Raw genomic sequence first — 15,559 nt, 5'->3', positions numbered from 1 at the left:
TCGGCCGGTACGGCGCACCTGCCGAGGTGGGCGTGAGGCGCGGCGAAGTCATGAGCGTGCAAAGGAGCTTGGAAATGCCATCGGAGATTGCTGACCGTGGCGCGGGGGATCTCGCCGCCACTGGTGCCGGGATGGACCGGGACGCCCTGCGCCGTGAGGTGTCCGGCCTGCTCGGCATCGAGGTGACCGAGGCCGACGACGACATCAACCTCTTCGAACTCGGCCTGCAGTCGCTGGAGATGATGCGGCTGGCGAACCGGCTCAGCCGTGCCGGTTCCGAGGTCACGTTCGCGCAGTTGTCCGACGAGCCGCGGCTGTCGGCCTGGTTCGAGCTCATCACGCCCGGTGCGGGGGCCGAGCCGTTGCCGCAGTCGCCGAGCGACGCCGAGGCGGAGCACGAGGTCCGGGCCGATCAGCCCGCCCCGCTCACGCCGGTGCAGCAGGCCTACCTGATCGGCCGTGCCGACGACCAGCCGCTCGGCGGAGTCAGCTGTCACGCCTACCTGGAGTTCGACGGGCAGCAGGTGGACCCACAGTGTCTCGAGGACGCCGTTCGCGCCCTGATCGAGCGCCATCCCATGCTGCGCGTGTCGTTCGCCGACGACGCCACCCAGCACGTCATGCCCGAATCGCCCTGGCCGGGCGTGACCGTCCACGACCTCCGCGAACGCACGGGCGACGAGGCGGCGACAGCCGCACTGGCGCTTCGCGACAGGCTGTCGCACCGGCGCCTGAACGTCGACCGGGGTGAGGTCATAGACGTCCAGCTGACCCGGCTCCCCGGCGACGTGGACCGGCTCCATTTCAATGTCGACCTGCTGGCCTCCGACCTCGCCAGCATCCGCGTGCTGCTCGGCGATCTGGCCGTCCTGTACGACAACCCCCTCGGCCTCGAAGACCTGACCTACACGTTCGGTCGGTATCTCGCGAACCAGGACCGGACCCGCGGCGCGGACCGCGAACGGGCCCGCGCGTACTGGCAGGAGAGGCTGCCGTCGCTTCCGGGAGGGCCGAAGCTCCCCCTGGCCGCCGATCCGGAGGCCGTCGTACCGAGGTTCGTCCGCCGTTCCTGCGAGTTCACGGCGGACGAGTGGCGCGTCCTGGAGCGGCGGGCCGGCGAGGCGGGTCTGACGCCCTCCGTGGTGCTGGCCACGGCGTACGCGATGGTTCTGGGGCGCTGGAGCGGGGACGAGCACTTTTTGCTCAATCTGCCGTTGTTCGACCGCGACCTCGACGCGCACCCCCAGGTCGACCGCATCGTGGCCGACTTCACGGGGCTGGTGCTGGTCGAGGTCGATCTGTCCGGCGGCGGCACCTTCGCCGACTGCGCCCGCGCCCTGCAGAAGCGGATGCACGAGGACATCGGCAACTCCGCCTATTCCGGCGTCGACGTGCTGCGTGACTTCCACCGCACCGCCCCGGACGCACCCCGCACGGCGCCGGTCGTCTTCGCCTGCGATCTGTCGGCGCCGCTGGTTCCGGATGCGTTCGCGGCCCGCTTCGGCGAGCCGACGTGGATGATCTCCCAGACCCCGCAGATCTGGCTCGACCACCAGGTCTACCGCAACCGCGACGGCGGCGTGCTGCTGGTGTGGGACGCCGTGGAGGAGCTCTTCCCGGACGGTGTGCTCGACGCGATGCTGTCGGCCTACGAGGCCCTGGTCCGCGGCCTGATGGCCGGCGAGTGGGAGGCCGCGCTGCCGGAGATCCCGCTGCCCGCCGAGCAGCGGGAGCGGCGGGCGGCGGTCAATGCGGAGACCCGCACGGTGACCGAGAACCTTCTGCACACCGCGTTCTTCCAGCGGTCCGGCGAAAGGGCCGGGCAGCCCGCCCTGTTGTGGGGCGAGCAGGAGGTGATGGCGCACGACGAGCTGGCGCGGCGCGCCCTCGCCATCGCCGGCGCACTGGTGGAGCGTGGCATCGGCCGCGGCTCGTACGTCGCCGTGACCGCGCCGAAGAGCGCCGAGCAGATCGCGGCCGTGCTCGGAGTCCTCGCGGCGGGCGCCGCGTACGTGCCGATCGGCGTGGACCAGCCGGCCGAACGGCGCGCCCGCATCCTCGAACTCAGCGGCGCCCGGGTGATGCTCGCCGGCAGCGGGCTCGTGGAGCCGTCCGATGCCGGGATCGAGGTGCTGACGATCGAGGCGGCGATGGGCGCGCGCCCCCTGGGGGCGCCGGTGGCGGCCGACCCCGGTGACACCGCGTACGTGATCTTCACCTCGGGCTCGACGGGCCTGCCCAAGGGGGTCGAGATCAGCCATCGCGCCGCGGTCAACACCGTCGAGGACGTCAACGAGCGGTTCGGGATCGGGCCCGGCGACCGGGTGCTGGCGGTGTCCGCGCTGGACTTCGACCTCTCGGTGTGGGACATCTTCGGGTTCCTCGCGGTCGGTGCGGGCGCCGTCCTCGTGTCGGAGTCCGGTCGACGCGACGCCGCGGAGTGGCTGACGCTGTGCCGACGGCACTCGGTGACCGTCTGGAACACCGTGCCGGCCCTGCTCGACATGGCGCTGACCGCGGCCGAGGCATCCGCGTTCCCCGCCACGCTGCGCCTGGCCCTGCTGTCCGGCGACTGGATCGGGCTGGACCTGCCCGAGCGGCTGGACCGGGCGACGAACGGCCGGTGCCGGCTGATCGCACTCGGCGGCGCCACCGAGGCCGCGATCTGGTCGAACGCCTACGAGGTCACCGCGGTACCGGACGGCTGGCGATCGATCCCCTACGGAAAGCCGCTGCGCAACCAGAAGTTCCGGGTGGTGGACCGACGCGGGCGGGACTGTCCCGACTGGGTGCCCGGTGAGCTCTGGATCGGTGGCGCCGGTGTCGCGCTCGGCTATCGGGGCGACACCGAGCTGACCGCGGCACGCTTCCCCCGGCAGGACGACGAGCGCTGGTACCGCACCGGCGACCTCGGCCGCTACTGGCCCGACGGCAATCTGGAGTTCCTCGGGCGCCTCGATCACCAGGTGAAGATCAACGGCTTCCGGGTCGAGCTGGGAGAGATCGAGGCCTGCCTGCAGGCGCATCCCACGGTTGCGCAGGCCGTGGCGGTACCGCTGACCGAGGGGCGCCGGGAACTGGTCGCCGCCGTGGTCGAGCGCTCGTCCGCGCCGGACCGCGCCCAGGCGCACACGGACCGCACGCCCGGAGGCAGGCGGCAGAGGAACGCCTTCCTGCCGCCCGCGCCCCGGTCCGATCCGCATCTGCACGAGCACCGGCTGGTGGAGCTGCTGCTGGCCGGTGTCGTCGCACCGCTGGTCGGGCCCGACGGCGCCGCGGCCGGGCAGCCGTCCGTCTGTGCCGGACAGCGTCCGGTGGTGGACGTCTGGCTCGAGTACCTGGCTCAGCGCGCGGTGCTGGTACGCGGCGCCGACGCGGCGTACCGGCACGGCCCGAGGTGGGGCGAGGTCACGGACCCGGCCTGGGCCGAGCAGGTCCGCGAAGCCGCACGCGGGACGAGTCTCGACTCCGTCGCCACCGCACTGGAATGGGCCGGGCCCCTCTTCTCGGCCATCATGTCCGGTGACGCGGACGCCACCGCGTTGCTGGACGATCCGGTCCTGGCTCCCGAGGCGCTCAGCGATCTGATGCCGGGGACGGCCGACTGCCTCGGCGTCGTCGCGAAGGACCTGCGGGCGCGGGCCGGCGACGACGCGCCGCCGGCCGTGGCGGAGTGGGACGTGGTCAGCGGCCGTGGCAGCGCGCGGCTGCTCACCGAACTCGCCGCGGACACGGTCGCGTACACGCTGCTGGGTTCCTCGACGCCGGCGCTGGCCAAGGCCGAGACGCTGCTGCGCGAGCGGGGGCACAGCGCGCAGACCGCGCCGCAGGGCGCCGACGCGATCGCCGCCCAGCACGTCCACGCATTCGACGCAATCGTGGCGAACAACGTCCTGCACCGGATGCCGGACCCGGAACTGGCCGTGTCCACCATGGCACTGCTGCTCGCGCCGGGCGGGCGTCTCTACCTGCTCGAGCGTGAATACCCGACGCCGCTCGCGCTGGTCACCGCACTGCCGCTGGAGGCGCGCGCGGGACGGTTCGACGAGGACCGGCCGGATGCCGCCTGGCTGTACGGCCGCGAGCGATGGGCGGACGCCTGCGCCGAGGCCGGACTGTGCGACGTCCGGGTGCTGCGCACGGAGCGCACCGGGGAGGTGCTGCTGGTCGCGGACCGGCCCAGGGCGGCTCGCGGGGTCGACGGGGAGCAGCTGCGCCGGTGGGCGGCGGACCGGCTGCCCGAGCACATGGTCCCCGCCCACCTCGCCGTGCTGCCCGCGCTGCCGCTCAGCGGCAACGGGAAGGTCGACCGGCGACGGATTCAGACGGTTCTCGAGCACTCCGTCGACCGCCCGCGTGACGTGGGAGACCCGCCGCGCGGCGCCACCGAGACGTTCGTCGCCGAGCGGTGGACGAAGCTGCTCGGCCTGGAATCGGTGGGCCGCGACGAGAACTTCTTCCGGCTCGGCGGCGACAGCCTGCTCGCGACGCGCTTCGTCGCCGAGGTGCGCGGGGCATGGGGCGTCGACCTGCCCATGCGCGAGGTCATGCGCACACCGACCGTCGCGGGGCTGAGCGCGCTGATCGACCGGCTCGGTTCCACCGCCGGCGGGCGGCCGAGCGACGGCTGGGACAACGGGGACGACTGCGAAGAGGGTGCGGTGTGAACGCCAGGGAACTGCTCGAAGAGTTTCAGAGCGCAGGGATCCGTCTGTGGCGTGAGGGTGAGCAGCTGCGGTTCCGCGCGCCTCGCGGGGTGATGACCGACCAGCGTCTGGCGGAGTTGCGCCGCTGCAAGGCGGAGCTGCTGGACATCATGGCGGACACGGCCGCGAGCCCGGAGGCGGGGCAGCCGCACGGCGGCGATCCGGTGTGGCAGAGCCGGCCCGAGGACCGTGAACTGCCCTTCCCGCTGACCGACATCCAGTCGGCCTATCTGTTCGGCCGCAATGCCGCCTTCGACTACGGCGGCGTGTCCTGCCATGTCTACCTGGAGTTCGAGTATCCGGCGGATCTGGACCCCGACCGGCTGCAGGAGGCGTGGGACGGCCTGGTGCAGCGCCACGACACCCTGCGGACGGTCATCTTCGAGGACGGCGCCCAACGGGTCCTGCCCGTGCTGCGGGACACCCGCATCGAGGTCGCCGATCTGCGCGGAGCGTCCGGCGACACGGTCGACAAGACGCTCGCCGAAGTGCGCGACGAGCTGTCCCACAAGGTGCACCCCGCTGGTGAGCGCCCCATGTACGAGCTGCGCCTGACCCGGGAGCCGGACCGCAGTGTGCTCCACGTGTCCGTGGACTTCATGGCGCTGGACTGGCTCAGCATGCAGCAGGTGCTCTCCGAGCTCGATCGTCGCTACCAGCGGCCCGACTGCGAACTGCCCCCGGTGGACGCCACCTTCCGCGACTATGTGCTCGCCGAGCGCCGGCTGCGCGACACCGATCGCTACGCTCGTGACCGCGCGTACTGGTCGAACCGCATCGACGACCTGGCCGGCGCGCCCGCGCTGCCGCTGCGCGACGACCACGATCCGGCGACGGCGCCGCCGCGGTTCCGGCGTCTGACGGCGACGCTGGACGACCGCGTGTGGCGGTCGCTCAAGGAGCGCGCCGCCGAGCACGGCATCACGCCGGCCAACGCCGTGCTGGCGGCGTACGCGGAGACGATCGGCCGCTGGAGCGGCGTCGAGCGCTTCTGCCTCGGCCTTCCCGTGCTCAACCGGATGCCGCTGCACCCGCACGTGGACCGGCTGCTCGGCGACTTCACCTCGCTGAGCCTGCTCGCCGTCGAGCGCGAAGGCAGGACGAGCTTCGCCGAGCGGGCCCGCGCCCTGGGCGAGCAGATCTTCGACGACCTTGATCACGGGCTGTACAGCGGCGTGGAGGTGCTGCGCGAGATCACCCGCCGCCATGGGCGCGAGGCGGCGCTCCTGCCGGTGGTGTTCACCGGCAGCATCGGTGTCGGGGGCGGCGACACGGTGTCGCCGGCGGGCCGGAAGACGCGGCCGGTCCACGGCATCAGCCAGACGCCGCAGGTGTGGATCGACTGCCAGGTCGGCGACCAGTACGGCGGCCTGGACATGAACTGGGACGTCCGTGAAGGGGTCTTCCCCGACGGTCTGGTGGACGACATGTTCGCCGCGTTCGAAGGGCTCCTGCACCGGCTGGCCGCCGACGACGAGCCGTGGGCCGCGGTGGACCCGCAGCCGCTGCCCGATCGGCAGCGCGCCGTGCGGGCCGCGGTGAACGCGACGCAGGCGCCCGTTCCGGACGGCCTGCTGCACGACCCCCTCGTGGCGTACGCGCGGCGGTTCCCGGACCGGGCCGCGGTGATCGACCCGGCCGGGACGCTGACCTACGGGCAGTGGCTGGGCCGGGCCGCCGCGGTGGCCGATCAGCTGCGGGCAGCGGGGTGCCGCCCCGGTGACTTCGTGGGTGTACTGATCGACAAGAGCCGGGACCAGGCCGTCGGGGTGCTCGGAGTGCTCCTCGCGGGCGGCGTGTACGTGCCGGTCGACCTCGGCCAGCCCAGGATCCGCCGGGACAGGATCCTCACCGACAGCGGCGCCCGGTTCGCGGTCGTGGCCGACGCCACGACCGGCGCGCCCCCGCCCGGTGTCCGGGCGGTGGAGGTGGCCGGCGTGCCGCCGCTGCCGTTGGCCCGGGTTCCCGACGCGCCTTCGACGACGCCCGGTGAACTCGCCTACGTGATGCACACCTCGGGTTCGACCGGTGTGCCCAAGGGCGTGATGATCACCCACCAGGCCGCCCTCAACACAGTGGTCGACATCAATCGGCGCTTCGGCGTCGGCGCCTCCGACCGGGTCCTGGGTCTGGCGGCGCTCAGTTTCGACCTCTCGGTCTACGACCTGTTCGGTCCGCCGGCCGTCGGCGCCCCGCTGGTGCTGCCGGACCCCGCGCGGCGCGGCGACCCTTCGCACTGGGCCGCGATGGTGGCCGAACACGGCGTCACGCTATGGAACTCGGTCCCCGCGCAGCTCCAGATGCTGATGCACTATCTGGACGTCGAACCCGCCGGACTCTCCTGTCTGCGGCTGGCTCTGCTGTCCGGTGACTGGATCCCGCTGTCGCTGCCCGGTCACGCCGAACGGCACGTGCCGGGGGCCGAGCTGGTCAGTCTGGGCGGAGCGACGGAGGCGGCGATCTGGTCGATCCACCACCGCATCAAGGGCGTCGAACCGCACTGGCGCAGCATTCCGTACGGAAGTCCGCTGGCGAACCAGCGTTTCCACGTACTCGACGCCGCGCTGCGCGACCGGCCCGACCTGGTCGTCGGCGAGCTGTACATCGCGGGCACCGGTCTGGCCACGGGCTATCTGAACGACCCCGAGCGGACCGCGGAGCGTTTCCTGCGGCACCCGGAGACGGCGGAACCGCTCTATCGCACCGGCGATCTCGGCCGTTACCTGCCGAACGGGGAGATCGAGTTCTGCGGCCGGGCGGATCAGCAGATCAAGATCCGGGGGCACCGGATCGAGCTCGGCGAGATCGAGTCGGTGCTCGGCGAACACCCGCAGGTGGGCACCTGTGTGGTGCTGGCGGCGGGCAGCGACCCCTTCGAGCGGGCCTTGGTCGCGTTCGTGATTCCGCGCAGCCGATCGGCGTCCGTCGAAGGCGCGGAACTCGTCCGCTGGGTGTCCGAACGGCTGCCGGCGCACATGGTCCCGGCGCGGGTACGGATCGTCGAGACGCTGCCGTTGACACCCAACGGAAAGGTCGACCGCAAGCGCCTGCTCGAGTCGGCACCGGCGCCCGGTGCGCCGCAGGCCGCGTCCGCCGAGCCGCCGCGGCCCGGACTCGAACGGCGGATCGCCGAGCTGTGGGCCGAGGTCCTCGGCGGCGAACCGCCGGCCCGCGACCACGGATTCTTCGACGTGGGCGGGAACTCGCTGCTGGCGGCGCAGTTCGTCGGACAGGTGCGCGAACGCCTCCCCCAGGCCGCGCGGACCACCTTCGACGTCCTGCTGCGCGCCCTGCTGGAGGGGCCCACGGTCGCCGGTCTGGCCCGGTGGCTGGAGTCCGCCGCTCCGGCGCCGGCGCCGGAGACGACGGCGCCGACCGCCTTGCGGTCGTCACTGGTCCCGCTGGCCGGAGCGGGGCAGGGGCCGGTACGGCTGCTCGTGCACGACGGATCGGGAACCCTGACACGGTACCGGGCGCTGATCGACGGACTCGGCGCGGACGCGACGCTGCTGGGGCTCGTCCTGCCCGCCGGCGGCGGCGGCTCCGACCCTGCCGTGCCCGACCTCGTCGAGGAACTGGCCGTCCGCTACGCACGCGAGGTGCGAGCCGCCGGACACGACGACGTGGAGATCATCGGTTACGGCCTCGGCGGCCCGATCGCACTGGAGCTGGCCCGGGCCCTGAGCGAGGCGGACGTGACGGTCCGGCGGCTGACCGTCGTGTCCGGCCACCGCGTCCCGTACCTGCTGCACGACGACCTGATGGTGGACTACGCCTTCACACGGACGATGGGCGCGGACCCGGCCGCCCATGGCTGGCCCGCCGACGAAGCGGCGGTCGGCCGGGCTCTCGCGACCGCGCTGGCCGGCTCGCCGACAGCCCTGGAGGAGGGCGCCCTCGGGCGGGTGACCGGCGACGGGCAACTGGACGCGGTCGCCGAGCGGTTCCGTGCCCTCGGGCAGCGGGACACTGCCGAACGGCGGGCGGAACTGCACCGCGGCCTCGCCGACGCGGATCCGAAGCGGGCCGACGCCGCGCAGATCGCGGCCATGCACACCGCCTTCGCGCGGACCCTGGATGCGGTGACACGCCACGAGCCGGAGCCGTACGCGGGGGACATCACCTTCCTCCGCCCGGTCGAGCCCGGGCACTTGATCCCCGGTCCGCAGAGCGATCCGACCGACTTCTGGCGTGAGGTGTGCCTGGGCGACCTGACGGTCGTCGACATTCCGGGCGATCACTTCAGTTGCCTCCGGCCGCCGCACGTGACGGGAACGACGGACGCGATCACGGTGCCGGAGGTGGACCGCCGATGACGCGCGCCCCCTCGGACCCGATGCGCATCGTCGTATGCGGCACCCGGTTCGGCCAGGTGTACCTCTCGGCCCTCCGCCGTGCCGCGCCCGAGCGCTTCCGGCTCGCCGGCATCGTGGCACGAGGCAGTGCCCGGTCCGTCGCGCTCGCGCAGGAGTACGGCGTCCCGCTGTACGACAAGGTCGACCAGCTGCCCGACGACATCGACGCGGCCTGCGTCGTGGTGTCGACCGCGGTCGGCGGCGGCCGGGGCGTCGAGCTGGCCCAGGCCCTGCTCGAGCGCGGCATCCATGTGCTGCAGGAACACCCGGTGCACCCGACCGAGCTGGCGGACTGTCTGCGGGTGGCGCGCCGGGCGGGGACCCAGTACCTGGTGAACACCTTCTATCCGCATCTCGAGCCGGTCCAGCGGTTCACCTCCGCCGCTCGCCGGCTGGTGCGGCTGCGCAAGCCGGTGTTCGTCGACGCCATGTGCGCGGTGCAGGTCTCCTTCGATCTGCTCGACATCCTGGCCGGGATCTTCGACGGGCTGCGGCCATGGTCGCTGTCTCCGGTCGCGGAGCGGGCGGGCCACCCGCTGGTCGCTGTGGACGGGCAGATCGCGGGCGTGCCCCTGACACTGCGGGTGGAGAACCGGATGCAGGAGGGCGACGACAGCACGAGCCTGTTCCTGCACCGGATCACCATCGGGACCGACGCGGGCAACCTGATGCTGGCCAACACCCATGGTCCGGTGATCTGGAGCCCGGCGCTGCACATGCCGTCGGACGCGACGGGGCAGTTCCTCCCGAGCCCGTCGGACGCGGCGGAGCGGTGGCCGCACGGGCTCGGCACCACCGGCGCCTATGTGGGTGCGGCCGAGACGCCCACCTGGGCGACCGCCCTGCACGAGGTGTGGGGGGACGGGGTGCTGGCCGCGCTGGACGCGTTGCGGGAGCGCGTCGACGCGGGCGTGGACCCGTTGCAGGGCAGCCAGCGCCCGCTGACCGTCGCCCGCGCCTGGAAGGAGCTGACCGAGGCCCTCGGCTATCCGGAGGTGGCCCACCCGGCTTCCGGGGAGCCGTTGACGGTCGCCGATCTCACCGGTTGAGCGGACACCGGACACCGGCCGCGGAACGGCCCTGGAGTCGTTGGTCATTGGTGGTGACACAGCGACTCCGTCCACGGTACGGTCATATCGGAACACGTTTGAAAATCGATGGGAGAGGCATGAGTGCGATCGATCCCGCTGTGGCGGGGGAACGGTCCACGTTGTTAGCGGAGACCGGTCCGGCCGGAAAGAAGGACTTCGGGCGGTTGTTGCGTCCGTTCGTCCAAAAGCTCGCGGTTGTGGTGCTCCTGCAGGTGATCGGCGCTCTCGCGGGTCTGGCGCCGCTGCTGGCGGTGGTGGAGCTGGGGCGGACTCTGCTGGCGGAGGGCCCCGCTGACCGTGATCACGTGTGGAATGTCGTCATCGTGGGTGTGATCGGCCTGTTCGTGCGGCTGGTCTTCACGGCGGCGTCGTCCGGGATCGGCCATGTCCTCGACGGCCAGGTGCAGTTGGCGTTCCGCCGGCAGCTGGCGGCGCAGCTGGGCCGGGTGCCGATCGGCTGGTTCTCCCGTCGCCGGACAGGTGAGCTGGCCAAGGTGGTGGGGGAGGACGTGGGTGCGGTGCACCCGTTCATCGCCCACACCCCTGGGGAGCTCGTCTCCGCGTTCGTGGTTCCGCTGGCCTCGCTGATCTATCTGTTCACCGTCGACTGGCAGATGACGCTGATCACGCTGATTCCGGTGGTGATGGCGATCGCGCTGGTTCCGCTGATGATGACGCCGAAGCGGCTGCGGGAGCAGGAGGAATTCGATACCGCCATGGGCCGGATCTCGACGTCCGTGGTCGAGTTCGTGCAGGGCATCGCGGTGGTCAAGGCGTTCGGCCAGTCGGGCCGTGCGCACCGCAAGTTCCTGACCGCGGCGGACGACTTCGTGAGCACGTTCAACCGGTGGGTGCACGGCATCTCGCGGATCGCCGCAGGGATGCAGTTGGTGCTGGCGCCGCCGTTCGTGCTGCTTGTCGTGTTGATCGGCGGCACGATCCGGATCACCGGTGGCGGTCTGGCACCGGCCGATCTGCTGCCGTTCCTGCTCCTGGGCCTGGGGCTGACGGCTCCGGTGGCCGCCCTGGGGCACGGTTTCGACGAGATGCAGGCCGCGGGGCGCGCGGTGGGCCGGATCCGCGAGGTGCTGGAGGTCGAGTCGCTTCCGGAGCCGCCGCATCCGCGGATCCCGCAGGGGAACCGCGTGGAGCTGAGCGGGGTCCGGTTCGGCTATGAGGACGACCGCGAGGTGCTACGAGGGGTCGATCTGGTGCTGGAGCCGGGGACGGTCACCGCCGTGGTGGGCCCCTCGGGAAGCGGGAAGTCCACGCTGGTGCAGCTGTTGCCCCGGTTCTTCGACCCCGGCCAGGGCGCCGTGACGCTGGGCGGAGTGGATCTGCGCGAGCTCGGCAGCCGGGAGCTGTACCAGCGGGTGTCGTTCGTCTTCCAGGACGTGCGACTGCTGCGCGCCTCGGTCGCGGACAACATCGCGCTGGCGGTGCCGCAGGCCGATCGCGACGACGTGGTGCGGGCCGCGAAGCTGGCCAACATCCACGAGCGGATTCTCGAACTGCCGCACGGCTACGAGTCGGTGATCGGCGAGGACGCCAGGCTGTCCGGCGGCGAGGCGCAGCGGATCGCGATCGCCCGCGCTCTGCTCGCCGATACGCCGGTTCTGGTCCTGGACGAGGCGACCGCGTTCGCCGATCCGCAGACCGAGCAGGCGGTGCGTCATGCTCTGGCGACGCTGGGCGGCGAGCGGACGGTTCTCGTCATCGCCCACCGTCTGGAGACCATCATGGACGCCGACTGCGTGGTGATGCTGGACGAAGGGCAGATCGTCGAGCGGGGCCGGCCCGCGGAACTGCTCGCCCAGAACGGGAGGTTCGCCACGTTCTGGCAATCCCACCACGCGGCATCCACCGACGACGTCGAAGCCCTGGACGGCGTACTGCAGGGAGATGAGTCCCGATGATCCGCATGTTGCTGCGTGTGCTGGGACGCGAATACGCCCGTCCGCTGCGCCGCACCGTGACCCTGATGACGGTGACCTCGGTGGCCGAGGGCCTGTCCTACGCGCTGCTGGTGCCGGTCCTGCGAGAGTTGCTGGGCGACTCGCCCGAGGACGCCTGGCCCTGGCTGACCGGGTTCGGCATCGCGATCGCGGTCTACGCGTTGCTGCGCTACGTCAGTGATCTGTCCGGCTTCCATGTGGGGTCGGCGCTGCTTCGCGGCATGTACCACCGGCTCGGCGATCACCTGGCCCGGCTGCCGATCGGCTGGTACAGCAACTCCGGCCGGCTGGGCGAGGTCTCGGTGCTGGCCAGCCAGGGCGTGCTGCAGGCGATGTCCGTGATCGCGCACCTGCTGGCGCCCTTCATCTCGGCCAGTGTGACGCCGTTGACCATCGTCGTGGTGATGCTGGCCTACAACTGGCAGCTCGGACTGGCCGCGCTGGCCGCCGCGCCGCTCGTGGTGGGGATCCAGGTATGGACGGCACGCACGTCGGCCGCCGGCGATGCGGAGCGCCACAAGCTCGACGAGGAGGCCACCGGCCGGGTCATCGAGTTCCTCCAGGTGCAGCCGGTCCTGCGGGCCGGTGGGCGCACCGGGGAGCGCTTCGGGCTGCTGGACGACTCACTGCGCGACGTCGAGCGGGCCTCGCGCCGCTCCACGTTCTCCGCGCTGCCCGGCGCGGTGGGCCTGACCCTGACGGTCCAGGCGATGTTCACCGCGCTGCTGGTCCTGGGCGTCTACCTGGCGCTGGACGGGAACATCGGCGTCGCGGAGGTCCTGACGATCCTGGTGCTGGCCGCCCGCTGCGCCGACCCCCTGCTGTCCCTGACGGACATCGGCGGCAAGCTCCGCGGCGCGCGTTCGGTGCTGACCCAGCTCGACACGGTCCTGCGCACCGAACCGCTGCCCGAGCCGGCCGAACCCCGTCAGCCGGCCGGCCACGACCTGGAGTTCGACGCCGTCACGTTCCAGCACGGCGACCGCACGGTCTTCGACCACGCCTCGCTGACCGTGCCCCAGGGGCAGCGGCTCGCCGTGGTGGGTCCCTCCGGCGCGGGCAAGAGCACCCTGCTGCAGCTCCTCGCCCGGTTCTACGACGTCGATCAGGGCGCCGTGCGCATCGGTGGCGTGGACGTACGCGACATGAATCCCGAGGCGCTGATGGCGCAGATGTCCATCGTCTTCCAGGACGTCTACCTCTTCGACGGCACGATCGAGGAGAACATCCGTCTGGGCCGCCCGGACGCCTCCGACGCCGAGGTGCGCGCGGCAGCGAGCGCGGCACGCCTGGACGAGGTCATCGATCGGCTGCCCGACGGATGGGCGGCCAACGTCGGCGAGGGCGGCGCCCTGCTCTCCGGTGGTGAGCGCCAGCGCGTCTCCATCGCTCGCGCGCTGCTCAAGGACGCGCCCGTCGTGCTGCTGGACGAGGTGACCTCCGCACTCGACCCGGTCAACGAAGCAGCCGTCCACGAGGGCATCGAACGCCTGATGGCCGGCCGCACCGTGGTCATGGTCGCCCACCGCATGCGCACCGTTCAGCGCGCCGACCGCGTCGTCTTCCTGGACGGAGGCCGGGTCGTGGAGGAAGGAAGCCACGACGAGCTCCTGCGCCGCGGCGGCCGTTACGCCGAGTTCTGGAACATCGCCATGGCACCCGTAGCGAGGAGGTAGACCGAGATGTCTGTCGATCCCATAGCGCGGGACAGTCCGACCGGTGCGTTCCGTCGCCTCGTATCGCGGCCCTACGCCCGGGCCCGGGTGGTGCTGTTCCCGCACGGCGGCGGCAGCGCCAGCTACTACCGGTCGTGGGCCGCGGCGGTCCCCTGGGACATCGAGTTCCTCGCCTGCCAGTATCCGGGCCGTGAGGACCGGTACTCCGAACCGGCGCCGGCGGACATCCAGAGTCTGGCCGCCGCGCTGGCGAACGGTCCACCGGTCGACGGGCCGCAGCTGCCGACCATTCTGTTCGGGCACAGCATGGGAGCCGTCGTCGCCTACGAGGTGGCCCGCCGGATCTCCGCAGCCGGCGATCCACCGCAGGGACTGGTCGTCTCGGGGCATCCGGCCCCCGCCCTGACCCGGCCGGGCCGGGTGCATCTCGGCAGCGACGAGGAGCTGGTCGAGGAATTGCGACGTACCGAGGCGACGCACCGCGACCTCCTCGACAACCCCTCGTTCATCCAGGCGTTCCTGCCCGTCATCAGGTCCGACTACCGGCTGAGCGAAACCTATCGGGCCCTGCCCGGTCCACGGCTGAACGTTCCGGTCACGGTGCTGTACGGCGACCGGGATCCGGAGATCCTTCCGCGGGAGGCCGAGGCCTGGAGCGAGGTCACCGACGGCCCGTGCGAGGTGCGCGTCTTCGAGGGCGGTCACTTCTACCTGGAGGAGCACCGCGACCCGGTCGTCAAACTCCTGACGGCGCACGCACGCGCGGCGTCCGACGAATCGGCGGTCCCATGGCTCTCCGCCCCGTGACCGCCCAGAGCGAAAACCACTCACAAAGCCGAGACGAAGGCAGAACACCGTGACAACCGAAGCCGCCGATCAGCGCTTGGACTTCCGGATGAGCCCACGGGATCTCATCAATATCGGAATCTTCGGTGCGCTCTACATCGTTACCGTGGGAATATTCAACCTGCTCGAATTCATCAGCCCGATCATGACGCTGGTGACGAGTGCGGTCAGCATCGTCGCAGCGGGCGTGCCGTTCATGCTCTTTCTCACCCGGGTGCGGCATGCCGGCATGGTCACCGTGTTAGCCGTCATCGTGAACGGTTTCATGCTGCTCATCGGAAGCCCGCCGATCGGATTGGTCATCGGAGTGGTTGGGGCGCTGGTCGCCGAGGCGCTGCTCTATGTCGGCCGGTACCGTTCGCGGAAGATGAGTGTGCTCGCCTACGCAGTGTTCAGCACCTGGTTCGCCGGGCTGTTCGCGCCGATGCTGTACGCCCGCGATGAATTCCTCTCCAGCCCGTACATGGACTCGATGGGGGCGGAGTACGTCGAGAAGCTCGACGATCTCCTCTCGCCGGCTGTGCTGATCTCGTTCGACGTGTCCACGCTGGTGTTCGGTGTGATCGGCGGCGCGCTCGGAGTCCGGCTGCTGGACAAGCACTTCCGGAAAGCCGGCCTGGTGTGACCGGTACCCGTTCGCAGCCGACCCCGGTGGCGGTGGACGAGATCGTCGCCACGGCACCCCGGGGCACGGTCGGAGGGTGGGTGCTCGACCCGCGCACCGCGGTGGTGATCCTGCTGGCCGCGAGCATCACCATCATGGCGCCCGGCGGGCTGTGGTTCGTTCCGGCATCGCTGGTGGCCGGTGTGCTGCTGGCGATCACGGAGCGGGCTTGGCGGCGCGTGTTCGGACTCCCGGCGGCCGCCGCGGCGGCGGCCGGGGTGGGCGTTCTTCGGGCCCTGGCCGGACCGTGGGCGGGGGTCGGGCCT

Annotated in this window: 8 protein-coding genes; all 8 read left to right on the top strand. The window is 71.6% G+C overall.

Annotation, left to right across the window (positions count from 1 at the left end):
- The first annotated feature begins 74 nt into the window (after positions 1-74).
- Positions 75-4,667, top strand: a complete 4,593-nt coding sequence (locus ABZ016_RS32420) for an amino acid adenylation domain-containing protein (RefSeq protein WP_356920262.1) — start codon at positions 75-77, stop codon at positions 4,665-4,667.
- Positions 4,664-9,022 carry an amino acid adenylation domain-containing protein gene (locus tag ABZ016_RS32415; RefSeq protein WP_356920261.1) on the top strand — a complete coding sequence of 1,453 codons (4,359 nt, stop codon included), beginning with the start codon at positions 4,664-4,666 and terminating at the stop codon, positions 9,020-9,022. The genes ABZ016_RS32420 and ABZ016_RS32415 overlap by 4 nt, the downstream gene beginning before the upstream one ends.
- Positions 9,019-10,110 (top strand): Gfo/Idh/MocA family oxidoreductase, encoded by a 1,092-nt coding sequence (locus ABZ016_RS32410; RefSeq protein WP_356920260.1) that lies wholly within the window; start codon positions 9,019-9,021, stop codon positions 10,108-10,110. Before ABZ016_RS32415 ends, ABZ016_RS32410 begins: the two co-directional genes overlap by 4 nt.
- A gap of 119 nt (positions 10,111-10,229) precedes the next feature.
- On the top strand, positions 10,230-12,068 hold the full coding sequence (locus tag ABZ016_RS32405; RefSeq protein ID WP_356920259.1) for an ABC transporter ATP-binding protein: 1,839 nt from the start codon (positions 10,230-10,232) through the stop codon (positions 12,066-12,068).
- A complete protein-coding gene (locus ABZ016_RS32400; RefSeq protein WP_356920258.1) occupies positions 12,065-13,783 on the top strand; it encodes an ABC transporter ATP-binding protein in 1,719 nt (572 codons plus the stop codon). The genes ABZ016_RS32405 and ABZ016_RS32400 overlap by 4 nt, the downstream gene beginning before the upstream one ends.
- 6 nt (positions 13,784-13,789) lie before the next feature.
- Positions 13,790-14,590, top strand: coding sequence for an alpha/beta fold hydrolase (locus ABZ016_RS32395; RefSeq protein WP_356920257.1), 801 nt, complete (start codon positions 13,790-13,792; stop codon positions 14,588-14,590).
- 49 nt (positions 14,591-14,639) lie between these two features.
- Positions 14,640-15,254 (top strand): MptD family putative ECF transporter S component, encoded by a 615-nt coding sequence (locus ABZ016_RS32390; protein WP_356920256.1) that lies wholly within the window; start codon positions 14,640-14,642, stop codon positions 15,252-15,254.
- The coding region (locus ABZ016_RS32385) for a hypothetical protein (RefSeq protein WP_356920255.1) at positions 15,251-15,559 on the top strand (309 nt) is incomplete at its 3' end. The genes ABZ016_RS32390 and ABZ016_RS32385, both read left to right, overlap by 4 nt.

It is taken from the genome of Streptomyces sp. NPDC006372 (assembly GCF_040612515.1).
GTDB lineage: Bacteria > Actinomycetota > Actinomycetes > Streptomycetales > Streptomycetaceae > Streptomyces.
Note: the sequence above shows the minus strand (reverse complement) of the source record. Positions and strands in the feature narration are given on the sequence as shown.

What these genes read in the sequence shown, in the direction of transcription:
- ABZ016_RS32420 (WP_356920262.1), top strand. Translation starts at nt 75, where the DNA reads ATGCCATCGGAGATTGCTGACCGTGGCGCGGGGGATCTCGCCGCCACT.
- ABZ016_RS32410 (WP_356920260.1), top strand. Translation starts at nt 9,019, where the DNA reads ATGACGCGCGCCCCCTCGGACCCGATGCGCATCGTCGTATGCGGCACC.
- ABZ016_RS32405 (WP_356920259.1), top strand. Translation starts at nt 10,230, where the DNA reads ATGAGTGCGATCGATCCCGCTGTGGCGGGGGAACGGTCCACGTTGTTA.
- ABZ016_RS32400 (WP_356920258.1), top strand. Translation starts at nt 12,065, where the DNA reads ATGATCCGCATGTTGCTGCGTGTGCTGGGACGCGAATACGCCCGTCCG.
- ABZ016_RS32395 (WP_356920257.1), top strand. Translation starts at nt 13,790, where the DNA reads ATGTCTGTCGATCCCATAGCGCGGGACAGTCCGACCGGTGCGTTCCGT.